The organism is Streptomyces sp. NPDC087420, assembly GCF_044744165.1.
Lineage (GTDB): Bacteria > Actinomycetota > Actinomycetes > Streptomycetales > Streptomycetaceae > Streptomyces.
Window position 1 is genome coordinate 266,022 of record NZ_JBIUXU010000004.1, and the last position, 23,410, is coordinate 289,431.

The window sequence follows — 23,410 nt, forward strand, 5'->3', positions numbered from 1 at the left end:
CGTGGCGGCGTTCGGGTATGCGGACGTCACGAGACTGCTCCCTCGAGGACCTGGACCCCAAGAAAGCCAGGGGTCCGCGCTTGCCGCAGACCTCGCTGCCTACGGCCTGGTCTTCACCCGGGGCACCCCGCCACGGACGGAGGGTTGCCGGACAGCGAGCCGGGGCCTAAATCGCTGTCACTCATGACCTTGTCGAAGAGCTTGACACAGACAGACAGCGGCCTCAAGTCCGCGTCCGGGATGTGGAACAGAGCAGGCGGGGGGAACGGAAGAGGCGGGGCGGGGCCGGTGGCCGCACCCCGCCCGCCCGCTACCGCTACCGCTACCGGTGCGACGCCTCGACCCAGCGCGCGAGGACCCGCCCCGCCGCGCCCGAGTCCACCGACTCCGCCGCGCGCGCGATGCCCGCCGCCAGCTGGAGTTCCAGCGCGTCGTCCGTCGGGTCCAGCGCGACCAGCGCCGCCGCCGCGTTCAGGAGCACCGCGTCCCGTACGGGACCGGTCTCACCGGCCAGCAGCCGCCGGGCCACATCCGCGTTGTACGACGCGTCCGCGCCCCGCAGCGCCTCCACCGGCACCAGAGCCAGGCCCACCTCACGCGGGTCGAACGGCACCTCGCCGACCTTCCCGTCCCGGACGATCCACACCCGCGAGGTCGCGGTCGTCGTCAGCTCGTCGAGCCCGTCGTCGCCCCGGAAGACCAGCGCCGAACTGCCGCGCTCGGCCAGCACGCCCGCCACGATCGGCGCCATCCGCAGGTCCGCCACGCCGACGGCCTGGGACCGTACCCGGGCCGGGTTGGTCAGCGGCCCGAGGATGTTGAACGTGGTCTGCGCGCCCAGCTCCCGGCGCGCCTTGGCCGCGTACCGCAGCGCGGGGTGGAACTTCACCGCGAAGCAGAAGGTGATCCCCGCCTCCTCCGCGACCTCCGCGACCCGCCGCGGTGTCAGTTCCAGGTTGACGCCGAGCTTCTCCAGGACGTCGGAGGCACCGCTCGCGGACGACGCGGCGCGGTTGCCGTGCTTGACGACCTTCGCGCCGGTACCCGCGACCACGATCGCCGCCATCGTGGAGATGTTGACCGTCTTGGCGAGGTCGCCGCCGGTCCCCACGATGTCGACCGTACGGCCGGGCACTTCGATGGTGTTGGCGTGCGCGTACATCGCGCGGACGAGCCCGGAGACCTCCTCGACGGTCTCGCCCTTCGCCCGCAGCGCCACGGCGAAGCCGGCGATCTGCGCGTCGGTGGCCTCGCCGTCCATGATCTGGTCCATCGCCCAGGCGGTGTCGTCCGTGGACAGGTTCTCGCCGCGCAGCAGGGGGTTGAGGACGCCCGGCCAGGTCCGGGCCGCCACGGTGTCGCCTCCGACGGGGGTAACAGCGCTCATGCTCGCTCCTGGGTGTCAGTACAACGGGTCCCCGGCCTGCCGCCGGGCCCGCCGCCCAGCCTATCGGCGGACACCGGCCCCGCGGGCCCCGTGCCCGTACTGCGGACCGGCCGGTGCAGCGGGGAGCCCGCACCGGACCGCACCCGACAACGCCGAGGGCCCCGGCCGGTCTCGGGAAGGAGACCGGCCGGGGCCCTCGGTGGTGGCGACCCTGGGGGCCGGTGGGATCAGTGGTGGCCGTGGCCGCTCGTGATCTCCTTGTACTCCTCGGCGGTGGGCTTGGGGATCTGGGTGTTCTCCCCGTAGAAGCCCTTGCTGAGCTTCACCCGCGCCTTCTCGACCGGCGAGACCTTCCGCTCGACACCGTTCTCGTCGACCGTGGGGCCGAGCTCCGCCGGCTTCTGCTGCTCGTGCGCGGTGAGCTTGTACAGGTCACCCTGCTCCAGCGGCGTGTGGACCTCGACGAACTCGCCGTGCGGCAGCCGCTTGATGAGCCCGGACTCGCGTCCGTGCAGCACCTTCTCCGCGTCCGCGCGCTGAAGGCCGAGGCAGAACCGCTTGGTGACGACGAAGGTGAGGACCGGGACGACGAAGAACCCGACCCGGACGAACCAGGTGATCGTGTTGATCGACAGGTGGAAGTGCGTGGCCCAGATGTCGTTTCCACCACCGACCAGCAGGACGAAGTACCACGACAGCCAGGCGACGCCGAAGGCCGTACGGGTCGGCGCGTTGCGCGGCCGGTCCGCGATGTGGTGCTCACGGTCGTCCTTGGTGACCCACGCCTCGATGAACGGGTAGACCGCGATCGCGACGAGCACCAGCGGGAAGATGATCAGCGGGATGAACACCCCCAGGACCAGCGTGTGGCCCCAGAAGTTGATCTCCCAGCCGGGCATGAACCGGATGAGCCCCTCGGAGAAGCCCATGTACCAGTCGGGCTGCGCACCGGTGGAGACCTGGTCGGGCCGGTAGGGGCCGATCGACCAGATCGGGTTAATCGTGGCGATCGCCGAGACGACCGAGATCACACCGAAGACCAGGAAGAAGAACCCGCCGGCCTTCGCCATGTAGATCGGCAGCAGGGGCATGCCGACGACGTTCTTCTCCGTACGGCCGGGGCCCGCGAACTGGGTGTGCTTGTGCACGAACACCAGGATCAGGTGCCCGGCCACCAGGCCCAGCATCAGTCCGGGCAGCAGCAGGATGTGGACCGAGTAGAACCGGCTCACGAAGTCGCCGCCGGGGAATTCCCCGCCGAACAGGAACATCGAGATGTACGTACCGACGATCGGCACCGACAGGATCGCGCCCTGCACGAAGCGGACACCGGTGCCGGACAGCAGGTCGTCGGGGAGCGAGTAACCGGTGAACCCGGTGAACATGCCGAGGACGAACAGCAGGAAGCCGAACAGCCAGTTGACCTCACGGGGCTTGCGGAACGCACCCGTGAAGAACACGCGCATCATGTGCACGAGCATCGCCGCGAGGAAGATCAGCGCGGCCCAGTGGTGGATCTGGCGGATCAGCAGGCCGCCGCGGACGTCGAAGCTGATGTCCAGCGTCGAGGAGAACGCCTCCGACATCCGTACACCCTGGAGGGGCACGTAACTGCCGTGGTAGACGACCTCGTTCATCGACGGGTGGAAGAACAGCGTCAGATAGACACCCGTGAGGATGATGATGATGAAGCTGTAGAGGCTGACCTCGCCCAGCATGAAGGACCAGTGGTCCGGGAAGATCTTCCGCATGTTGGCCTTGGCCAGGCCGTAGATGCCCAGCCGGCCGTCCGCCCAGTCGGCGACCCGTTCGCCGGCGGGCGTCTTGCGGGGGTTCGTCTCGTCCGTGCTGTTACTCATCCGCGCTCCCAGAAGGCAGGGCCGACGGGCTCTTCGAAGTCGCCGAGCGCCTCGAGGTTGCCCTCACCGTTCACTCCGATCCGCAGCTGCGGAAGAGCGTGACCGGCCGGGCCGAAGAGGACCCGGGCGCCGTCGGAGAGGTCGAAGGTGGACTGGTGGCACGGGCAGAGCACGTGGTGCGTCTGCTGCTCGTACAGGCTGATCGGGCAGCCGACGTGGGTGCAGATCTTCGAGTAGGCCACGATCCCCTCGTGGGACCACTCGAGTTCGCGCTTGTCCTTGATGTCCTCCGGCTGGATACGGACGATCATCAGGGCGGCCTTGGCGATCTCCTTCTGGAACTCCTCGCTGTCCTCCTCCAGCCCCTCGGGCATGGCGAAGGTCAGCGAGCCCACGACGACGTCCTCGGGACGCAGCGGCTCCAGGGTGTTCATGTTGATGAGCTGCTTGCCCTTGGCCCACAGAGTGGTGCGGAGCTTCTTCTCCGGCAGCGGGCCGAGGTCGCGCAGCAGCACCACACCGGAGAGCGGTACGAACGCCAGCGCCCCGAACATCGTGTTGCGGATCAGCTTGCGCCGCCCGAAGCCGGACTCCGACGCACCGGCCGCGAAGTCCGCCAGGACCTTCGCCTTGACCTCGGGCGTCGCCGCGATGGGGTGGCGCTCGTCGGTCATCTCCACGTCCGACATCAGCGTGCGCGCCCAGTGGACCGCGCCGGCGCCGATGCAGAACAGGGCGATGCCGAGCGTCACTCCCAGCGAGAAGTTCAGGATGCTGATGTGCCCGATCGGCCAGATGTAGACGATCTTGTCCACGGGGAACGCGACGAAGGACGCGATGAACGCGACCGTCGCCAGCATCGAGAGCAGGAACAGGAAGGCGACCACCCGCTCGGACCGCTTGGCGGCGCGCTCGTCGATGTCCTGGATCCGCGGCTGATGCGCCGGCAGTCCCGGGTCGGCGAACGGATCGTCCGTCCGCTCGACCGCGCCGCCGTGCCCTGGCTCCTGCGCGCTCGGCAGGTTCTTTTCTTCTGGAATCTCTTGGCTACTCATGACTTCTTGGCCTTAGCGGTGTGGGCCGCGACCCAGATGGCGACTGCGATACATGCGCCGAGCCCGAAGATCCAGCCGAACAGGCCCTCACTGACGGGGCCGAGGCCGCCCAGGTTGAGGCCGCCGGGGCTCGGCGAGTCGGCGCCGTTCACCGCCTGGATGTACGCGATGAGGTCCTTCTTCTGCTGTTCCGGCATCGTCGTGTCCGGGAAGGACGGCATGTTCTGCGGGCCGGTCTGCATGGCCTCGTAGATGTGCTTGGGGTTGACGCCGTCCAGGTTCGGTGCGGTCTTGCCGTGTGTCAGCGCGCCGCCCTCACCCGTGAAGTTGTGGCACTGGGTGCAGTTGGTACGGAACAGGTCGCCGCCCCTGGCGATGTCCGCGCCGTCGGGGCTGTACTGCTCCGAGGTCGGCTGGGCGGGTCCCGCGCCGAGGGACGCGACGTACGCGGCGAGCTGGTCGATCTCCTTCTGGGAGTAGATGACCGGCTTCTTCGGCACCTGCGCGCCGGGCTGCTGGGCGGGCATACGGCCGGTGCCGACCTGGAAGTCCACGGCGGCCGCGCCGACGCCCACCAGGGAGGGACCGTCGCTGCTGCCCTGGCCGCCCACTCCGTGGCAGCTCGCGCAGCCCACGGAGTAGAGCTTCTTGCCCTCCTCGATGGCGAGTGACTGGGAGGTGGTGTCGGCCTGCGCCTTGTCCGCGGGCGCGAACGCCGCGTACAGCCCCCCGGTGGCCGCCAGCGCGAGGAGTAGGACGACGACCGCAGCCAGCGGATGGCGTCGTCGTGCGGAGAGCTTTTTCACGGATTACCCCGGTGTCAGGATCTTCTGCGTCGGTGCTTGCTGGACAGTGTGCGGACGCGCTCAGGGGCGCGTCCGTTACTTGATCAAGTAGATCGTGGCGAAAAGGCCGATCCAGACGACATCGACGAAGTGCCAGTAATAGGACACAACGATGGCGGCGGTTGCTTGTTCGTGGGTGAACCTCTTGGCCGCGTACGTCCTGCCGAGGACGAACAGGAAGGCGATCAGGCCACCTGTCACATGCGCACCGTGGAAGCCGGTGGTCAGGTAGAACACCGAGCCGTACGGGTCGGAGGACAGCGAGATGCCGTCGTTCCTGACCAGTTCGGTGTACTCGAAGATCTGACCGCCGATGAAGATCGCACCCATCACGAACGTGATCACGAACCAGGTGCGGAGCTTCTTCACGTCACCGCGCTCCGCGGCGAAGACGCCGAGCTGGCAGGTGAGTGAGGAAAGCACCAGGATCGTGGTGTTCGTCGCCGAGAACGGAACGTTCAGGGACGACGCCACTTCCTTCCAGTGCTCCTCCCCCGTCACGGATCGCAGGGTGAAGTACATCGCGAAGAGGGCCGCGAAGAACATCAGCTCGGAACTCAACCAGATGATCGTTCCGACGCTGGTGAGGTTCGGCCGATTGACCGACGGGTGCGCGTGCCCGGTTTCTACTGTCGTTGCTGTCGCCACGACCGACATTATGTCGGTCCCTTATCCCGCCCTCACTCCGGGGGGTGCAGTTCGGTGTGTCCATGCGCCTGTCCAGCCCGAACGGCCCAGCGAAGACCTGTCATTACCCGTGCTGACATGCTGTCCGACGGAGTAGCATCCGCGCATCGGTTCACGGCACGTGCCCCGAAGCCCTCGCAGACACGGATGTCACGGAGGAACAATGCAGCCGACCGCCACGGTGCTGGTCTACAGCGACGACGCGAACACCCGCGAGCAGGTACGGCTGGCGGCGGGACGCAGGCCGGCCGCCGACGTGCCGCCGATCCGGTTCCTGGAGTGCGCCACCCTCCCCGCGGTGATCAAGGCCCTCGACCAGGGCGGCATCGACGTCTGCGTGCTGGACGGCGAGGCGGCGCCCTCGGGCGGTATGGGCGTCTGCCGGCAGATCAAGGACGAGATCTTCAACTGCCCACCCGTGCTGCTCCTGATCGGGCGCCCGCAGGACGCCTGGCTGGCCACCTGGAGCCGCGCGGACGCCGCGGTGACCCTTCCGGTCGAACCGGTCGGTTTCGCGGACACCCTGGCCGCCCTGCTGCGTACGAGGCAGGCCGTGGGGGCGTAGCCCCTGTCCCGGCTCCGGGCTCTGGGCTCTGGCTCCGGGCTCCGGGCTCGCGAACGAACGGGCGGGTGCCGTACGGGAGTAGTCCCGCACGGCACCCGCCCGCCGCCCGTCAGACTTCGGGACGCAGCCGCGCCGCGGCGGAGGGGCCCGTGCCCTCCTTGACGCCGGCGGTCAGGACACTGCCGCCGCGCCACTTGTCCCAGCTCAGGTTCCAGTCGCCGAACCCGTTGCCGAAGTTCTCCATCGTGTGGCCCTCGCTGTTGACGACCCGCACGACGTCGCCCTGGCGGACGACCCCGAAGAACCACTTCGCATTGTCGGTGGACATCCCGACGCAGCCGTGGCTGACGTTGGCGGAGCCCTGCGAACCGACGGACCAGGGCGCGGCGTGCACGTACTCCCCGCTCCAGGTGACCCGGGTCGCCCAGTAGACGGGCAGGTCGTACGACTCACCGCTGCCGGCCGCGATGCCGACGCTCGTCCCGCGCATCCGGACGAACTGCTCCTTGCCCAGGATCACTTTGATCCCGTTACGCGTGGAGAAGCCCGGTTTTCCGGTGGTCACGGGGATGCTTTTTATCTCTTTTCCGTTGCGGTAGACCGTCATGTAGTGCGATCCCGCGTCGGCCACGGCCTCGACCCGGTCGCCCGTGGACAGCTTCAGCGGCTTCACGGGCCCGCCGTACAGCCTTCCGACCTTCACTCCTTGGAGCGTACTGGTCGCGGTGACGGTGCCGTTGGCGGGCCAGAATTCCTTCGGCCTGAAGTGCAGGGTCTTGCTGTCCACCCAGTGCCAGGCGCCCTGGGCGCCGGGGCTGGAGCGGACCTTGAGGGAGCGTTCGACGACGGCGCGGTCCGCCTTCGCCTTGACCGGGGCGCTGAGTGTCGCGGTGACGGGCTGCCCGACGCCGTACTTGCCCGCCTGGGGGCCGAACTGGACCGTGAGGAGCTTCTTGCCCTTGGGGGCCTGGGTGTCGAAGGAGAGCGTCCGTGAGCCGGGGGCGCCGCCGTCGTCCTCGGTGGCGACGTGGACCGTGTAGCGGGTGCCCGCGGCGAGCGGGGCCGTGGAGCGCCAGCGTGAGCCGTCGGCGGTGAGTTCACCGGCGAGGTAGCGGCCCGACGTGTCGGTGGCCGTGACGTCCGTGATGCGGCCACCGCCGCCCTTGGAGGTGACCTCCAGGGGCTTGTCGGGGTTGGCCTTCTTGCTGCCGGAGGGCGCGCTGAACGCGATCTGTCCTGCGGCGTCGTAGGGCTCGGCCGAGAGGGGGTTGTCACCGCTGTCCCCGCACGCGGTCGCGCCCGCCCCGAGGGACACGACCAGCAGGGTGCAGCTGAGAACGGTGCGGAAGCGTGGCGTGTGGTTCATGCCCCTCACGCTATGAAGCTTCCCCGCCCACAGCGCGACGGAGTAGGCCGAATGAGGGGAGGCCGGGCACTCCTCTCGGAGTGTCCGGCCTCTTTTCGCCTCAGGTCGTGCTACTGGGTGCGGCTCTCACCGCGGTAGTACTCGAAGACCCAGCCCCACAGGCCCACCAGGATCAGCGGCGCCGAGAAGTACAGCAGCCACCAGCCGATCGCGATGCCCAGGAAGCCGAGCGCGCCGCCGAGGGCGAGCGAGAAGGGCTGCCAGCTGTACGGGGAGAAGAAGCCCACCTCACCGGCCTCGTCCGCGACATCGGCGTCCTTGTTGTCCTGGGCCATGGCGTCGACGCGCCGGGCCGTGAAGGACAGGTAGAAACCGATCATGATCGTCAGGCCGAAGGCCAGGAAGAGCGCCGTGGTGCCGGCGGCCTCCTTGGACCACACGCCGTACAGGACGGCGATGCCCAGGATGAAGACGCTCAGCCAGAGGAAGAGCGTGCCTTGGATCTTCACTTCCCGGCCTCCTTGCCACCGGCGAGGGCGCCGGTCCCGGCTCCGTGGCCGGAGATCTCCAGCTGTTCCAGCGCGGCGATCTCGGGGTGGTGCAGATCGAACGCCGGGGATTCGGAACGGATCCGCGGCAGGGTGAGGAAGTTATGCCGCGGGGGCGGGCAGGAAGTCGCCCATTCGAGTGAACGTCCATAGCCCCACGGGTCGTCGACCTCGACCTTCTTGCCGTACTTGGCGGTCTTCCAGACGTTGTAGAAGAACGGCAGGATCGACAGTCCGAGCAGGAACGAGCTGATCGTGGAGATGGTGTTCAGCGCGGTGAATCCGTCGGCGGCGAGGTAGTCCGCGTACCGGCGTGGCATGCCTTCCGCGCCCAGCCAGTGCTGGACGAGGAACGTGCCGTGGAAGCCGATGAACAGCGTCCAGAAGGTGATCTTGCCGAGCCGTTCGTCCAGCATCTTCCCGGTGAACTTCGGCCACCAGAAATGGAATCCGGCGAACATCGCGAACACCACGGTGCCGAAGACGACGTAGTGGAAGTGCGCGACCACGAAGTACGAGTCGGAGACGTGGAAGTCGAGCGGCGGCGAGGCCAGGATGACGCCGGTCAGACCACCGAAGGCGAAGGTGATCAGGAAGCCGATCGTCCAGAGCATCGGTGTCTCGAAGGACAGTGAGCCCTTCCACATCGTGCCGATCCAGTTGAAGAACTTCACCCCGGTCGGGACCGCGATCAAGAACGTCATGAAGGAGAAGAACGGCAGCAGCACTCCGCCGGTGACGTACATGTGGTGGGCCCACACCGTCACGGACAGGCCGGCGATGGAGATCGTCGCCGCGATCAGGCCGATGTAACCGAACATCGGCTTCCGGCTGAACACCGGAATGATCTCGGAGATGATCCCGAAGAAGGGCAAGGCGATGATGTACACCTCTGGATGCCCGAAGAACCAGAAGAGGTGTTGCCACAACAGGGCTCCGCCGTTGGCGGCATCAAAGACATGTGCTCCGAACTTGCGGTCCGCCTCCAGTGCGAAGAGGGCGGCGGCGAGCACCGGGAAGGCGAGCAGGACCAGCACACCGGTCAGCAGCACGTTCCAGGTGAAGATCGGCATGCGGAACATCGTCATGCCGGGGGCGCGCATGCAGATGATCGTGGTGATGAAGTTGACCGAACCGAGGATCGTGCCGAAGCCGGAGAAGGCCAGGCCCATGATCCACAGGTCGGCGCCGACGCCCGGCGAGCGGACGGCGTCCGACAGCGGGGAGTAGGCGAACCATCCGAAGTCGGCGGCACCCTGGGGGGTGATGAAGCCGCTGACGGCGATGATCGAGCCGAAGAGGTAGAGCCAGTAGGCGAACATGTTCAGCCGCGGGAACGCCACGTCGGGCGCACCGATCTGGAGCGGCATGATCCAGTTCGCGAATCCGGCGAACAGCGGCGTCGCGAACATCAGCAGCATGATCGTGCCGTGCATCGTGAACGCCTGGTTGAACTGCTCGTTCGACATGATCTGCGTGCCGGGACGAGCCAGCTCGGCGCGCATGAAGAGCGCCATCACCCCGCCGATGCAGAAGAACGCGAACGACGTGATCAGGTACATCGTGCCGATCGTCTTGTGATCGGTGGTGGTCAGCCACTTCACGACGACGCTACCGGGCTGCTTGCGCCGTACCGGAATCTCGTTCTGGTACGAGTCCTCGGCCGCGGCGGCACCCTGGGGTTCGTTGAGGATGCTCACAGGTTCTTGTCCTTCGCGTTCCTGGCCGGGTCCGTCTGGGCGATGCCCGCCGGGATGTAGCCGTTCTGGCCTTCCTTCGCCAGGTCTTTCAGGTGCTGCTGGTAACGCTCCGGAGAGACCACCTTGACGTTGAAGAGCATCCGGGAGTGGTCGACGCCACAGAGTTCGGCGCACTTGCCCTTGAAGGTGCCCTCCTGATTGGGGGTCACCTCGAAGGCGTTGGTGTGGCCCGGGACGACGTCCATCTTCATCAGGAAGGGCACCACCCAGAAGTCGTGGATGACATCGCGGGAGGTGAGGACGAACCTGACCTTCTCGCCCTTGGGGAGCCAGAGGGTCGGGCCGGGGTTGCCGGTCTGCGGATTGCGCTCGCCCGGGACGCCGGCGTCGTAGACGCCTTCGGCGCCCTTCGGGAAGTCCTTGAGATACCGGTCCGGGATGGAGCTGATCTCGCTGGGGATCTTCGTCCCGGTGGCCGGGTCGCCGTCCACGTTCTCGATGTAGTTGAAGCCCCAGCTCCACTGGTAGCCGACCACGTTCACGGTGTGGGCCGGCTTGTCGGAGAGGTTGAGGAGCTTCGTCTCGTCACGCGCGGTGAAGTAGAAGAGCACCGAGACGATGATGAGGGGGACCACGGTGTACAGCGCCTCGATGGGCATGTTGTACCGGGTCTGCGGAGGTACCTCCACCTTGGTGCGGCTGCGCCGGTGGAAGATGACGCTCCACAGGATCAGACCCCATACCAGTACGCCCGTGATGAGCGCTGCCGCCCACGAGCCCTGCCAGAGGGAGAGGATCCGAGGGGCCTCTTCCGTCACCGGGGTGGGCATACCCAGGCGGGGGAAGTCCTTGTACGTGCAACCGGTGGCGGTCGCAAGGATCAGGCCCGCAGTCAGCACCTGCGGCAGCGTCCGCCGCATCGGGCGCCGCGACGAGCGGTCGGAGCCGTTGGGACTCACGTAGCGCCTTCCCGAGAGTCTCGCCCGCACGGCCGGCTGCGGCCGTGTCGGTCGGTCGCCGGCCCTGACGCGGGCAGGGGTTTGGATGTTTATGCGGACCAAACCCTACTGGACGCAATTCGGGGCCTCGCAGCGAGGGTGCCCAACGCGCCGCCGCGCACCTCGAAGGGGTGGAATACCCCCCTCCGGGACGCTTCTGACGCCCCCTCCGGGTGCCGTGGCCGACTCGCCCGCCGTGTGCCGGGGTTAGCGTGGCGGCGTGCCCTACTTCGACGCCGCCTCGTCCGCCCCGCTCCACCCCGTCGCCCGCCAGGCGCTCCAGGCCTCGCTGGACGAGGGCTGGGCGGACCCCGCGCGGCTGTACCGGGAGGGGCGGCGGGCGGCGCTGCTGCTGGACGCTGCGCGCGAGGCCGCGGCGGAGGCGGTCGGCTGCCGTCCCGACGAGCTGGTGTTCACTCCTTCGGGGACGCACGCGGTGCACGCGGGAGTGGCCGGGGTCCTTTCCGGCCGCCGGCGTGTCGGCCGTCATGTGGCCGTCTCCGCGGTGGAGCACTCCTCGGTCCTGCACGCGGCGGCGGCCGGTGACGTGACCGAGGTGCCGGTGGACCGGTTCGGGGCGGTTTCGCCCGAGTCGTACGGTGAAGTCCTGCGTACGGACACGGCGCTGGCCTGTCTCCAGTCCGCCAACCACGAGGTGGGGACGGAGCAGCCGGTGGCCGGGGTCGCCGAGGTGTGCCGAGGCCGGGGCGTGCCGCTGCTGGTCGACGCGGCGCAGTCGCTGGGGTGGGGGCCGGTGGAGGGCGGCTGGTCGGTGCTGACCGCCAGCGCGCACAAGTGGGGCGGTCCCGCCGGGGTCGGGCTGCTGGCCGTCCGCAAGGGGGTGCGGTTCGCCCCTCAAGGCCCCGCCGACGAGCGGGAGTCGGGGCGGGCTCCGGGCTTCCAGAACATTCCGGCGGTCGTGGCGGCGGCGGCGTCGCTGCGCGCGGTACGGGCGGAGGCCGGCGCGGAGGGCCTCCGACTGCGGGCGCTGGTGGACCTGATCCGGGCCCGGGTGCCGGAACTGGTCCCCGATGTCGAGGTGGTGGGCGATCCGGTGCGCCGCCTCCCCCACCTGGTCACCTTCTCGTGTCTGTATGTCGACGGAGAGGCGCTGTTGCACGCGCTGGACCTGGCGGACTTCTCCGTCAACTCCGGCTCGTCCTGCACGAGCAGCACGCTGACCCCGAGCCACGTGCTGCGGGCGATGGGCGTGCTGTCGGAGGGGAACGTACGGGTCTCGCTGCCGCCCGGCACCCCCGTGGCGGAGGTGGAGCGGTTCCTGGAGGTGCTGCCCGGGGCGGTGGCGGGGGTACGGGACCGGCTGGGCGCGCCGGTGACGGTCACCGGTCCTGCCGCGACGCCCCCGCTCGTGGTGGACGCGCTGGTGGTGGACGCGCTCGGGCGGCGGTGCCCGATCCCGGTGATCGAGCTGGCGAAGGTGATCGGTGACGTGCCGGTCGGCGGGACGGTGACGGTCCTCGCGGACGACGAGGCGGCGCGGCTGGACATCCCGGCGTGGTGCGCGATGCGGGGCCAGGAGTACGTGGGCGAGGAGCCGGCGGACCACGGTGCCGCGTATGTGGTCCGCCGGGTGGCGTGAAGCGCGGGGGCCGGGCGCCGCCTCGCGGCTCCCCGGCGCCGGCTCAGACCAGGTGCGTCCTGACCTCGGTGGCGGCGTCGTGGCCGTACGCCTTGGTGAAGCGCTCCATGAAGTGCGTGCGGGCGAGCGTGTACTCCTGCGTGCCGACCGTCTCGATGACGAGCGTCGCCAGCATGCAGCCCACCTGGGCCGCGCGCTCCAGGCCGACGCCCCAGGACAGGCCGGAGAGGAAACCCGCGCGGAAGGCGTCGCCGACTCCGGTGGGGTCGGCCTTGGTGTCCTCCTCCGGGCAGCCGACCTCGATCGGGTCAGCGCCGACGGATTCGATGCGCACGCCCCGCTTGCCGAGGGTGGTGACGCGGTGGCCGACCTTGCCGAGGATCTCCTCGTCGGTCCAGCCGGTCTTGGACTCGATGAGCCCCTTCTCGTACTCGTTGGAGAAGAGGTACGTGGCGCCTTCGAGCAGGGTGCGGATGTCGTCGCCGCTCATCCGGGCGATCTGCTGCGAGAAGTCCGCGGCGAACGGGATCTTGCGAGAGCGGCACTCCTCGGTGTGGCGGAGCATCGCCTCGGGGTCGTCTGCGCCGATCAGGACGAGGTCGAGGCCGCCGACGCGGTCGGCGACCTTCTTGAGCTCGATCTGGCGGGCCTCGCTCATCGCGCCCGTGTAGAAGGAGCCGATCTGGTTGTGGTCGGCGTCCGTGGTGCAGACGAACCGGGCCGTGTGGAGAACCTCGGAGATCCGGACGGAGGCGGTGTCGACCCCGTGCCGGTCGAGCCAGGCGCGGTATTCGTCGAAGTCCGCGCCGGCGGCGCCGACCAGGATGGGTCCGGTGCCGAGCTGGCCCATGCCGAAGCAGATGTTCGCGCCGACACCGCCCCTGCGTACGTCGAGGTTGTCGACCAGGAAGGAGAGGGAGACCGTGTGGAGCTGCTCGGCGACCAACTGGTCGGAGAAGCGGCCGGGAAAGGTCATCAGGTGGTCGGTGGCGATGGAGCCGGTGACTGCGATTCGCACGGCGTGAACGCTCCTGGGGAGGAGAACGGTTGACAGTTCACGCTACCGGTTGCCGGGCCGCCTTCCTAAGTCGCCCCAACCCGGAAAACTACCCGATAGTAGAACTTTCTCCGCGAGCCGGTCCGTGCCACTCTTCGACCATGACCAAGGACAGCGTGCCGTTCGAGAACCCCTTGAGTGCCGCTCCGGTCGGGAGCGAGGGCGGGGGTGAGGACGAGGTGACCCTGGCCGGACTCCGCGAGGACTGCGCGCGGATGGCGTCGCACTGGGCGGCGGGGTCCGCCGGGAAGCGGGCGCCCGTGCCGCCGTCCCTGATCCACGGCGTGACCGTACCGCCGGCGTCGGCGCGGCTCCTCGACGGAATGTCCGAGTACGGCGACTGCTGAGACGGCCGGCGTTCGCGCCTGTCCCCCGTTCGGGGGAACCGCCTGGCGCTCCCTTCCGTCCCACCGGTGTCCCCGTCCGGGGGACAGAACGTGGTCGACGGCCGAAGGAGCGACACGGTGACGAGTACGGAGCCCGACCAGAGCACCGGCACCGGCGGTCCGCGCCGGCGGCGTTCCCCGCTGGCCGTCGCGACGGTGGTGGCGGCGGTACTGATCGCCGGAGGCGGCGGCCTGTACTTCGCGGGCACCACGTCGGGCAACAACGACGGGGGTGGCCCGGGGGCGGAGAGCGATCCCCCGCCCCTCGCGCTGGACAGCGCGGCACAGGCCGCCGATCCGTCCGCGCCGCCCCCCGGGATCGCGCCGGGCGAGCCGGACCCGAACGGGGTGACGTACCGCGCCGGGGGCGAGCTGCCCGAAGGGCCGGACTCGGCGCCCGTCTACCGTACGGACGGCACGGTCACCGCGGCCGGCGTGGCGAAGCTGGCGGCGGCGCTCGGCGTGGCGGGCACCCCGCGCACGGACGGGACGGCCTGGAAGGTGGGCACGGACCAGGACGGCTCCGGGCCGCTGCTGCGGGTGGAGAAGCGGGCTCCGGGGACATGGACGTTCGCGCGCTTCGGTCCTTCGCCGGGCGGCGACAACTGCCTCAAGGGCAAGAGCTGCCCCAGCGGGGACATCGCGGCCGGTGAGGGGCCCGCGGTGAGCGAGGCGGCGGCGAAGAAGGCGGCGGCCCCGGTGCTCAAGGCGCTGGGCCAGGACGACGCGAAGCTGGACGCGCGGCAGCTGATGGGCGCGGTCCGGGTGGTGAACGCGGATCCGGTGGTCGGCGGGCTGCCCACGTATGGCTGGTCGACGGGGATCCAGGTCGGCGCGGACTCCGCGGTGACCGGCGGCAGCGGGCAGCTCCTGGCCCCGGAGCGGGCCCAGGAGTACCCGGTGGTCGGCGCGGACGCGGCGCTGGCGGAGCTGAACCGTACGGCCGGCGGCACGCCCGGGTCCGGGATCGGCGGCTGCGCGACGGCGGAGCCGCTGGAGGGTGAGGTGAAGCCGGCCGCTCCGTGCGAGCCGGGTACGGGTCCCGCCGCCCCGGAGCCGCTGGTGATCGACCGGGCGGTCTTCGGGCTCGCCCTGGAGGCCGAGGGCGGCAGGCCGGCGCTGGTGCCCGCGTGGCTCTTCCGGGTGGCGCCGGGCGGGGGCGCGGAGCCGTACACGGTGACCCGGACGGCGGTGGCGCCCGAGTTCCTGACCGCGCCGGCGGCCCCCTCCGTACCGCCGCACAAGGAGTCGCCCGGCGGGGGCGGGTCGGGCGCCGTCGATCCTGACGGCGCCGGCGGGGGCGTGCGCCCCATGATCTCGTACGACTCCGACGGGACGACCCTGACCGTGCGCTTCTGGGCCGGTGTGTGCGGCTCGTACGCGGCACGGGCCGACGAGAAGGGCGCGGACGTGAAGGTGACCGTGTTCCAGGCGGATCCCGACCCGGACCGGGTGTGTGTGGCGATGGCGAAGGAGCAGACGGCCACGGTGGCGCTGAAGGCGCCGCTCCGGGAGCGGAGTGTGGTCAACGCCGCCACGGGTGAGTCGGTGCCACGGGGCTGAGGGGGTGATGCGGGGCTCGTACGGTCCCGCTGTCCCGCGCACGCGAAAGGCGGCGGTCCCGTTTCGGGGCCGCCGCCTTGGTGCTGGTCCGGTCGGGCCGGACCGGCCGTGCTAGCTGAAGGAGTCTCCGCAGGCGCAGGAGCCCGACGCGTTCGGGTTGTCGATCGTGAAGCCCTGCTTCTCGATGGTGTCGACGAAGTCGATGGAGGCGCCGCCCAGGTAGGGGGCGCTCATCCGGTCGGTGACGACCTTGACGCCGCCGAAGTCCTTGACGACGTCCCCGTCGAGCGAGCGCTCGTCGAAGAAGAGCTGGTAGCGGAGGCCCGAGCAGCCGCCGGGCTGGACAGCCACGCGCAGCGCCAGGTCGTCCCGGCCTTCCTGGTCCAGCAGGGCCTTGACCTTGCCCGCGGCCGCCTCCGACAGGAGGATGCCGTCGCTCACGGTTTTGGTGTCGTCCGATACGGACATCTGCTTCTCTCCCGGGTTGGTACGGACTGCTTGCCGACACTGCAACCGGCGCGGCCGCGGATTCATTCCGGACCCTGGCGTGTGTCATTCCCTTCTTCATGCTCGCACACGGGGTCGCCGAACGGGAGCGGGAGCCTTCGCGGGATTCCCGAACGGGAATGCGTCACATCGACGCTATCGCCATCGTCAAAGTGACATGAAGCGGTTATGATAGATAACGTCAAATAGACGAGAAGGCTCGTTCGCAGAGAAGAAAGGGTGCGTGACGTGACCACCGCCCAACCCCAGCAGGACCTGGCCGTCCAGCCGACTCCCCTCGCCCTGCTGCTGCTCGGCCGCCAGGCCGATCCGCGCAGCGAGCGGGGTGTGGAGTGTCCCGGCGATCTGCCCTCCCCGTCCGACCCGGACCTGGTGGAGCGCGCCCGCGCGGCGAAGGAGAAGCTCGGGGACAAGGTGTTCGTCCTCGGCCACCACTACCAGCGCGACGAGGTCATCCAGTTCGCCGACGTCACCGGGGACTCCTTCAAACTGGCCAGGGACGCCGCCGCCCGCCCCGAGGCGGAGTACATCGTCTTCTGCGGTGTGCACTTCATGGCCGAGTCGGCGGACATCCTCACCGGTGCGGGCCAGAAGGTCGTGCTGCCGGACCTGGCGGCGGGCTGCTCCATGGCCGACATGGCGACGGCCGAGCAGGTCGCGGAGTGCTGGGACGTCCTGACGGAGGCCGGGGTCGCCGAGCAGGTCGTGCCCGTGTCGTACATGAACTCGTCGGCGGACATCAAGGCCTTCACCGGCAGGCACGGCGGCACGATCTGCACGTCCTCGAACGCCGAGCGCGCGCTGAACTGGGCCTTCGAGCAGGGCGAGAAGGTCCTCTTCCTGCCGGACCAGCACCTGGGGCGCAACACCGCCGTACGGGAGCTGGGACTGTCGCTGGAGGACTGCGTCCTCTACAACCCGCACAAGCCGAACGGCGGCCTGACCACCCAGGAGCTGCGGGACGCGAAGATGATCCTGTGGCGCGGCCACTGCTCGGTGCACGGCCGGTTCTCGGTCGAGTCCGTCCGTGACGTGCGGGAGCGGATCCCCGGGGTGAACGTCCTGGTGCACCCGGAGTGCAAGCACGAGGTCGTCTCCGCCGCCGACTACGTGGGCTCGACCGAGTACATCATCAAGGCGCTGGAGGAGGCCCCGGCCGGCTCGAAATGGGCGATCGGTACGGAGCTGAACCTGGTCCAGCGGCTGGCGAACCGTTTCGCCGCGGAGGACAAGGAGATCGTCTTCCTCGACCGTACGGTCTGCTTCTGCTCCACCATGAACCGCATCGACCTGCCGCACCTGGTGTGGACCCTGGAGTCGCTGGCGGAGGGCAACGAGGTCAACCGGATCCAGGTCGACAAGGAGACGGCGGACTTCTCCCGGCTGGCGCTGGAGCGGATGCTGTCGCTGCCGTAGGCACGTACGTACGACCGCATGACACCGCCCCCGGAGCAGCTGCTCCGGGGGCGGTGTTGTGTGCGGTGTCGTTGTGCGGTGTCGTGTGCGGTGGACCGGTCAGACGTTCGCGGGCTCCGGAGCCGAGGGCTCCGACGGGGCGGACCCCGCCTCGGGGCCCCGCTTGCCCGCCTTCTTGGCCGCCCTGCGCTCCTTGCGCAGCTCCACCATCGCGTACAGCGTCGGTACGAGCAGCAGCGTCAGGATCGTCGACGAGATCAGGCCGCCGATCACCACGACCGCCAGCGGCTGAGCGATGAAGCCGCCCTCGCCGGTGATGCCCAGGGCCATGGGCAGCAGCGCGAAGATCGTCGCCAGGGCCGTCATCAGGATCGGGCGGAGCCGGTGACGGCCGCCCTCGACCACGGCCTCGACCACGCCGAGCCCCTGCTTGCGGTACTGGTTGATCAGGTCGATCAGCACGATCGCGTTGGTGACCACGATGCCGATCAGCATCAGCATGCCGATCATCGCCGGGACACCCAGCGGGGTTCCGGTCACGATCAGCAGGCCGAGCGCACCGGTCGCCGCGAACGGGATGGAGACCAGCAGGATCAGCGGCTGGATCAGCGACCGGAAGGTGCCGACCAGCAGCATGAAGACGATCGCGATGGCCGCCAGCATGGCGAGCCCCAGGTTGACGAACGCGTCGTCCTGGTCCTGCGAGACACCGCCGATGGAGGCGGTCGCGCCGGCCGGCAGTTTCAGCGCGTCGATCTTCGACTGGAGCGTGGTGCTGACCGCCCCGGTGTTGTCACCGGTCGGCCTGGCCGTGATCGTCGCCGCGCGGGCGCCGTCGATCCGGGTCATCGAGACCGGCCCGGGGACAAGTGCCACGTCGGCGATCTGGCCGAGCTTGACGCCGTTCAGCGGCAGGTTCTTGAGCTGGGCGATCGTCACGGCCGGGGTGGCCGAGGTGACGACGACGTCGCGCTCGGTGTCGTCGAGGATCGCCGTACCGGCCTGGGTGCCGCGGACGGCCTGGCCGACCGCCGCGCCGAGGGTCGCGTCGTTGTAGCCCGCGTCCGCCGCCTCGGGCGTCGCCTTGACCGAGATGCGCGGCACGCTCTGCGCCAGGTCGCTCTGGACGTCGGTGACGTCGTCCAGCTTCGCGACGGCGTCCCGTACCTGCGCGGCGGCCTTGTCGAGCACCGCCCCGTCGGAGGCCTTCACCACGACGCTGAGGTCCTGGCTGCCGAAGCCGCCGCCCGCGGAGACCGTGGTGTCGCCGATGCCGTCGACCCCGGCCAGCTCCTTCTCGATCCGGTCCGTGGTCTCCTCGTACGTCGAGGCGTCCTTGAGCGTGATGTTGTACGACGCCTGGTTGGCGCCCGTACCACCGCCGAAGGCCGCCAGGAAGCCGGACGAGCCGACCGTGACCTGGTAGTCCTTGATCGTGTCGATGCCCGCGAGGACCTTCTCGACCTTCTTCGCGGCGGCGTCGGCCGTGGTGAGTCCGGTGCCGGCCGGCAGCTCCTGGTTGAGGGAGATGACTTCCTGGTCGCCCTGGTCGAAGAAGTTGGTCTTGAGCAGGGGCGCCATGCCGAACGTGGCGATCAGGACGATGGCCGCGATGCCCACGCTGGTGAGGCGCTTGCGGGTGGCGAAGCGCAGCACCGGCACGTAGAAGCGCTGGAGCCTGCTCTTGTTCTCCTTCTCCTCCGCCAGCCGGCGCGCCTCGGCGGGTTCGACCCCGACGGACTCCTTCGGCGGGCGCAGGAACCAGTACGAGAACACCGGTACGACGGTCAGCGAGACGAGCAGCGAGGCGAGCAGGGCCGCCGTCACGGTGAGCGAGAACGAGCCGAACAGCTCGCCGACGATGCCGCCGACCAGTCCGATCGGCAGGAACACGGCGACGGTGGTGAGGGTGGACGAGGTGACCGCGCCCGCGACCTCCTTGACCGCGACGGTGATGGCGCTGTAGCGCTCCTCGCCGTAGCCCAGGTGCCGCTTGATGTTCTCCAGCACCACGATCGAGTCGTCGACGACCCGGCCGATGGCGATGGTCAGCGCGCCGAGGGTGAGCACGTTGAGCGAGAGGTCACGCGTCCACAGGACGATCAGCGCCAGGACGACGGAGAGCGGGATGGAGATCGCGGTGACCAGGGTGGAGCGCAGTGAGCCCAGGAAGACCAGGATCACGATGACCGCGAAGAGCAGGCCGAGCGCGCCCTCGGTGGTCAGTCCGGAGATCGACTTGGAGACGGCCGGGCCCTGGTCGCTGGCGACGGTGAGCGTGGCGCCGGAGCCGAGGTCCTTACGCAGGTCCGACAGCTTGTCCTGGACGGCGTCGGAGATGGCGACGGCGCTGCCGTCCTTGTCCATCGTGATCGCGATCGCGAGGCTGGGCCTGCCGTTCGTACGGGCCAGGGAGACCGCGGTGGACGGCTTCTGCTCGACGGTGGCGAGGTCACCGAGCCGTACGGGCTTCGCCGGCCTGTCCGCGCCCGCGCCGCCGGGGGCGGGCTGGGGGGTGATCCGCAGGTCCTCGATCTGCCGGAGCGAGGTGTAGCCGCCGCCGACCTGCACGGTACGGCTCTTGCCGTCCTCCTCGAAGGAACCGGCGGGGACGGTCGCGCCGCCGGTCCTGAGCGCGTCGGCGAGTGCCTGGTTGCTCAGACCCGCCGCTGCGAGCTTCTTGGGGTCGGGGGTGACGGAGACCTGGAGGTCCCGCACGCCGTCCACGGTGACCTGGCCGACGCCGTCGATGGACTCCAGGGCGGGGACGACCGAGCGGTCCAGCTGGTCGGCGAGCGCCTGCTGGTCCTTGTCGGAGGTGACGGCGAGGACGACGGTCGGGATGTCGTCCGTCGAGCCGGCCACGACCTGCGGGTCGACCGTGTCGGGGAGCTGGCTGCGGGCCCGGTTCACGGCCTGCTGGACGTCCGCGACGAGCTGCTTGGTGTTCTCGCTGCCGAAGTCGAAGCTGGCCATGACGACGGCGTTGCCCTCGCTCGCCGTGGAGGTGACACCGCTGATGCCGTCGACGGCCTTGAGCGAGTTCTCCAGGGGCTCCACGACCTGCTTCTCGACCACGTCGGGCGAGGCGCCCTGGTAGGGAGCGAGCACGGAGACGATCGGCAGTTCGATGGACGGCAGCAGCTGTTGCTTGAGCTGAGGGATCGCGATCGCGCCGAAGACGATCGCGATGATCGACATCAGCCCTATCAGGGCCCGTTGCGCGAGGCTGAATCTGGACAGCCAGGACATGGGGTCTCTCTTCTGTGGTGTACGCGGCAGGGTGGGCGCGGGAGCCCGACCGGGGAAGTCTGTGGGGACGGTCCCACCGTGCGGGCACAGTGACGGCCGTCCTCCTCTACGATCTGCCATCCCCGGGGCGGATGCGTAGGCCGTAGGTCCATTTCCTTACGCGCCGCATACCGCGTCTGGAGTACGCGGCGGCGTAGCGTCACTCCACCCTTGGACGTACCAGGCCCGATTCGTACGCGATTACCACCAATTGGGCGCGGTCGCGGGCGCCGAGTTTGGCCATCGCCCGGTTCACATGGGTCTTGACGGTCAGCGGGCTCACCGCGAGGCGCTCGGCGATCTCGTCGTTGGAGTGGCCGCCCGCGACCAGGACCAGGACCTCGCGCTCGCGCACGGTGAGCGCGGTGAGGCGTTCGGAGTACGCCGCCGCGTCCCGGTCGTCCACCGAACTGCCGCCCTGGGCGAGGAAGGTGGCGATCAGGCCCTTGGTCGCCAGGGGCGAGAGCAGCGCCTCGCCGGCGGCGGCGATCCGGATCGCGTTGAGCAGTTCCTCGGGCTCCGCGCCCTTGCCGAGGAAGCCGGAGGCGCCCGCGCGCAGCGACTGGACCACGTACTCGTCCACCTCGAACGTCGTCAGCATCACGACGTGCACCCCGGCGAGTTCGGGATCCGCGCTGATCATGCGGGTGGCGGCGAGGCCGTCCGTACCGGGCATCCGGATGTCCATCAGGACGACGTCGGCGCGCAGTTCGCGCGCGAGGGTGACGGCCTGGGCGCCGTCGGCGGCCTCGCCGACGACCTCCATGTCCGGCTCGGAGTCGACCAGGACGCGGAAGGCGCTGCGCAGCAGCGTCTGGTCGTCGGCGAGCAGCACCCTGATGGTCATGCGGTCTCCCCGGTGGGCGCGGTGGGCGCGGTCCATGTCTGCGGCGCGGGTGGCGCGGCGGGTGCGGGCGGCGTGGCGGAGGTCCGCGCCGGTGGTGTGGCGGGGGCCGTCTGGAGGTGCCCCTTCACCGGGAGTATGGCCTGGGTGCGGAAGCCGCCGCCGTAGCGGGGTCCCGCGGTGAGGGCGCCGCCGAGCGCGGTGACCCGCTCGCGCATGCCGAGGAGGCCGTGGCCGCTGCCGTCGGCCGGTTCGCCGGTGCCTTCGCCGTCGTCGAGCACGGTGACCTCGACCGTGGGGCCGACCCGTACGACGCTCACCTCGGCCCGGGCGCCGGGGCCCGCGTGTTTCTGGGTGTTGGTCAGGGCCTCCTGGATGATCCGGTACGCGGCGAGGTCGACGGCGGCGGGCAGGCGGGGGACGCCCTCCCCGGCCGCGAAGGTGACGGGCAGGCCGGCGTTGCGGAAGGTCTCCAGGAGGCCGTCGACGTGCGCGAGTCCGGGGGCCGGTTCGGTGGGCGCCTCCGGGTCGCCGGACTGGCGCAGCAGCCCGACGGTGGCGCGCAGCTCGTTGAGTGCGGAGCGGCTGGCCTCCCGTACGTGGGCGAGGGCTTCCTTGGCCTGGTCGGGGCGCTTGTCCATGACGTGGGAGGCGACGCCGGCCTGGACGTTGACCAGGGCGATGTGGTGCGCGACGACGTCGTGCAGGTCGCGGGCGATACGGAGGCGTTCCTCGGCGACGCGGCGGCGGGCCTCCTCCTCGCGGGTCCGTTCCGCGCGTTCGGCCCGCTCGCGTATCGCGTCGATGAAGGCGCGCCGGCTCCGTACGGCGTCCCCCGCCGCGCACGCCATGCCGCTCCAGGCGAAGATCGCGAGGTTCGCCTGGGCGTACCAGGGTCCTGAGCCGAAGCACATCGCGGCGGCGGTGAGGACGGTCATGGTGGCGAGGCCGACGCGCCAGGTGGTGGGGCGGTCGGTGTGGGCGGCGACGGTGTAGAGCGCGACGACGGCGCTGACCACGACGGGGGCCGGGGGGTCGCCGGTGACCAGTTCCACGGCGGTGACCGCGCCGGCGCACAGCAGCACGGTCATGGGGTGGCGGCGGCGCAGGACGATCAGGGCGGCGCCGAGGACCATCAGGCAGACGCTGAGGACGGTGGGGCTGCGGGTGCCGAAGGTGGGGGTGTTGTGGCCGGTGCTCGGGTCGGCGAAGGAACCGATCAGCATGGCGGTGAAGACGGCGGCGGCGAGGACGCCGTCGGGCGCGAGGGGGTGCGCGCGGGCCCAGGACCGGGAGCGCGTGAGCGCGGTACCGAGGGAGGTCGTCGTCACCCGGGCCACGGTACGGGGTGCGGGAAGCGCGGGAGCCGCCGCGGAAAGCACGATGCCCCACACCCGGGAGGGCGTGGGGCAGCCGACGTGCGGGATCGTGATGCGACAGGACCCGCTCAGACCGACGGGATCAGACCGTCGTCGTTGAGCAGCGCGCGGACCTCGTCCAGCGTGGCGCCCGGCGCCGGCAGGATCAGCCCCGACGGCTCCAGGGCGTCGTCCGCCAGCGGCTCGCCCAGCTCGCGGACCTTGCCCAGGAGGGCGTGGAAGGTACGGCGGAAGCCGTCCTCGTCGCCGCTCCTGACCTCGGCCAGCAGTTCGTCGTCCAGCGTGTTCAGTTCGGCCAGGTGGCTGTCCGCCAACTTCACCTGACCCTCCCCCATGATCCGTACGATCATGACGAGC

Annotated in this window: 20 protein-coding genes and 1 riboswitch; of the genes, 5 read left to right on the forward strand and 15 right to left on the reverse strand. The window is 69.8% G+C overall.

Annotation, left to right across the window (positions count from 1 at the left end):
* Positions 1 to 71: 71 nt before the first annotated feature.
* Positions 72 to 189: riboswitch (SAM riboswitch) on the reverse strand.
* A gap of 133 nt (positions 190 to 322) precedes the next feature.
* The 5 genes from trpD to ACIO1C_RS09850 form a co-directional block, all read right to left on the reverse strand.
* Positions 323 to 1,387 carry an anthranilate phosphoribosyltransferase gene (gene trpD / locus ACIO1C_RS09830; RefSeq protein WP_401860462.1) on the reverse strand — a complete coding sequence of 355 codons (1,065 nt, stop codon included), beginning with the start codon at positions 1,385 to 1,387 and terminating at the stop codon, positions 323 to 325.
* A gap of 227 nt (positions 1,388 to 1,614) precedes the next feature.
* Positions 1,615 to 3,246, reverse strand: a complete 1,632-nt coding sequence (locus tag ACIO1C_RS09835; RefSeq protein WP_401860465.1) for a cytochrome bc complex cytochrome b subunit — start codon at positions 3,244 to 3,246, stop codon at positions 1,615 to 1,617.
* Positions 3,243 to 4,301, reverse strand: coding sequence for a Rieske 2Fe-2S domain-containing protein (locus tag ACIO1C_RS09840; protein ID WP_401860468.1), 1,059 nt, complete (start codon positions 4,299 to 4,301; stop codon positions 3,243 to 3,245). The genes ACIO1C_RS09835 and ACIO1C_RS09840 overlap by 4 nt, the downstream gene beginning before the upstream one ends.
* Positions 4,298 to 5,107: a c-type cytochrome gene (locus ACIO1C_RS09845; RefSeq protein ID WP_401860471.1), complete on the reverse strand. Its 810-nt coding sequence runs from the start codon at positions 5,105 to 5,107 to the stop codon at positions 4,298 to 4,300. The genes ACIO1C_RS09840 and ACIO1C_RS09845 overlap by 4 nt, the downstream gene beginning before the upstream one ends.
* A 75-nt stretch (positions 5,108 to 5,182) precedes the next feature.
* Positions 5,183 to 5,803 carry a heme-copper oxidase subunit III gene (locus tag ACIO1C_RS09850; RefSeq protein WP_327236970.1) on the reverse strand — a complete coding sequence of 207 codons (621 nt, stop codon included), beginning with the start codon at positions 5,801 to 5,803 and terminating at the stop codon, positions 5,183 to 5,185.
* A 193-nt stretch (positions 5,804 to 5,996) separates the two neighbouring features.
* Between ACIO1C_RS09850 and ACIO1C_RS09855 the strand changes: the two genes are divergently transcribed.
* Positions 5,997 to 6,398, forward strand: coding sequence for a hypothetical protein (locus ACIO1C_RS09855; protein ID WP_161307684.1), 402 nt, complete (start codon positions 5,997 to 5,999; stop codon positions 6,396 to 6,398).
* Positions 6,399 to 6,507: 109 nt separating this feature from the next.
* Here the strand turns inward: ACIO1C_RS09855 and ACIO1C_RS09860 are convergent, their stop codons facing one another.
* From ACIO1C_RS09860 to coxB, 4 genes are all read right to left on the reverse strand, one after another.
* Entirely contained in the window at positions 6,508 to 7,764 is a 1,257-nt protein-coding gene (locus tag ACIO1C_RS09860; protein WP_401860474.1) for an Ig-like domain-containing protein, read from the reverse strand.
* A gap of 110 nt (positions 7,765 to 7,874) precedes the next feature.
* Entirely contained in the window at positions 7,875 to 8,273 is a 399-nt protein-coding gene (locus ACIO1C_RS09865) for a cytochrome c oxidase subunit 4 (protein WP_401860477.1), read from the reverse strand.
* Positions 8,270 to 10,012, reverse strand: a complete 1,743-nt coding sequence (gene ctaD, locus ACIO1C_RS09870) for a cytochrome c oxidase subunit I (protein WP_401860478.1) — start codon at positions 10,010 to 10,012, stop codon at positions 8,270 to 8,272. Before ctaD ends, ACIO1C_RS09865 begins: the two co-directional genes overlap by 4 nt.
* Complete coding sequence (gene coxB / locus ACIO1C_RS09875) at positions 10,009 to 10,971, reverse strand: cytochrome c oxidase subunit II (RefSeq protein ID WP_401860480.1); 963 nt, start codon at positions 10,969 to 10,971, stop codon at positions 10,009 to 10,011. The genes ctaD and coxB overlap by 4 nt, the downstream gene beginning before the upstream one ends.
* 259 nt (positions 10,972 to 11,230) lie before the next feature.
* Here coxB and ACIO1C_RS09880 point away from each other — a divergent pair, with 259 nt between their 5' ends.
* Positions 11,231 to 12,610 carry a cysteine desulfurase/sulfurtransferase TusA family protein gene (locus ACIO1C_RS09880; RefSeq protein WP_401860483.1) on the forward strand — a complete coding sequence of 460 codons (1,380 nt, stop codon included), beginning with the start codon at positions 11,231 to 11,233 and terminating at the stop codon, positions 12,608 to 12,610.
* A 43-nt stretch (positions 12,611 to 12,653) separates the two neighbouring features.
* On the opposite strand, the gene ACIO1C_RS09885 is transcribed toward ACIO1C_RS09880, so the two are convergent.
* A complete protein-coding gene (locus ACIO1C_RS09885; protein WP_401860486.1) occupies positions 12,654 to 13,628 on the reverse strand; it encodes a carbohydrate kinase family protein in 975 nt (324 codons plus the stop codon).
* 140 nt (positions 13,629 to 13,768) lie between these two features.
* Between ACIO1C_RS09885 and ACIO1C_RS09890 the strand changes: the two genes are divergently transcribed.
* Both ACIO1C_RS09890 and ACIO1C_RS09895 read left to right on the forward strand, forming a co-directional pair.
* Positions 13,769 to 14,014 (forward strand): hypothetical protein, encoded by a 246-nt coding sequence (locus ACIO1C_RS09890; protein WP_401860489.1) that lies wholly within the window; start codon positions 13,769 to 13,771, stop codon positions 14,012 to 14,014.
* Between the two features lie 117 nt (positions 14,015 to 14,131).
* Positions 14,132 to 15,616 carry a hypothetical protein gene (locus tag ACIO1C_RS09895; protein ID WP_401860490.1) on the forward strand — a complete coding sequence of 495 codons (1,485 nt, stop codon included), beginning with the start codon at positions 14,132 to 14,134 and terminating at the stop codon, positions 15,614 to 15,616.
* 111 nt (positions 15,617 to 15,727) lie between these two features.
* Here the strand turns inward: ACIO1C_RS09895 and ACIO1C_RS09900 are convergent, their stop codons facing one another.
* Positions 15,728 to 16,084 carry an iron-sulfur cluster assembly accessory protein gene (locus ACIO1C_RS09900; protein WP_167033662.1) on the reverse strand — a complete coding sequence of 119 codons (357 nt, stop codon included), beginning with the start codon at positions 16,082 to 16,084 and terminating at the stop codon, positions 15,728 to 15,730.
* A 258-nt stretch (positions 16,085 to 16,342) separates the two neighbouring features.
* Between ACIO1C_RS09900 and nadA the strand changes: the two genes are divergently transcribed.
* Positions 16,343 to 17,539 carry a quinolinate synthase NadA gene (nadA, locus tag ACIO1C_RS09905; RefSeq protein ID WP_401860493.1) on the forward strand — a complete coding sequence of 399 codons (1,197 nt, stop codon included), beginning with the start codon at positions 16,343 to 16,345 and terminating at the stop codon, positions 17,537 to 17,539.
* 99 nt (positions 17,540 to 17,638) lie between these two features.
* Here nadA and ACIO1C_RS09910 read toward each other — a convergent pair whose 3' ends face one another.
* From ACIO1C_RS09910 to ACIO1C_RS09925, 4 genes are all read right to left on the reverse strand, one after another.
* Complete coding sequence (locus ACIO1C_RS09910) at positions 17,639 to 20,791, reverse strand: efflux RND transporter permease subunit (protein WP_401860496.1); 3,153 nt, start codon at positions 20,789 to 20,791, stop codon at positions 17,639 to 17,641.
* Positions 20,792 to 20,990: 199 nt separating this feature from the next.
* A complete protein-coding gene (locus ACIO1C_RS09915; RefSeq protein ID WP_327236962.1) occupies positions 20,991 to 21,677 on the reverse strand; it encodes a response regulator transcription factor in 687 nt (228 codons plus the stop codon).
* The gene (locus tag ACIO1C_RS09920) at positions 21,674 to 23,005 is read right to left on the reverse strand and encodes a sensor histidine kinase (RefSeq protein ID WP_401860499.1); all 1,332 of its coding nucleotides are present in this window, start codon (positions 23,003 to 23,005) and stop codon (positions 21,674 to 21,676) included. The genes ACIO1C_RS09915 and ACIO1C_RS09920 overlap by 4 nt, the downstream gene beginning before the upstream one ends.
* Before the next feature lie 116 nt (positions 23,006 to 23,121).
* Positions 23,122 to 23,403, reverse strand: coding sequence for a hypothetical protein (locus tag ACIO1C_RS09925; RefSeq protein WP_401860501.1), 282 nt, complete (start codon positions 23,401 to 23,403; stop codon positions 23,122 to 23,124).
* Between the last annotated feature and the right edge of the window lie 7 nt (positions 23,404 to 23,410).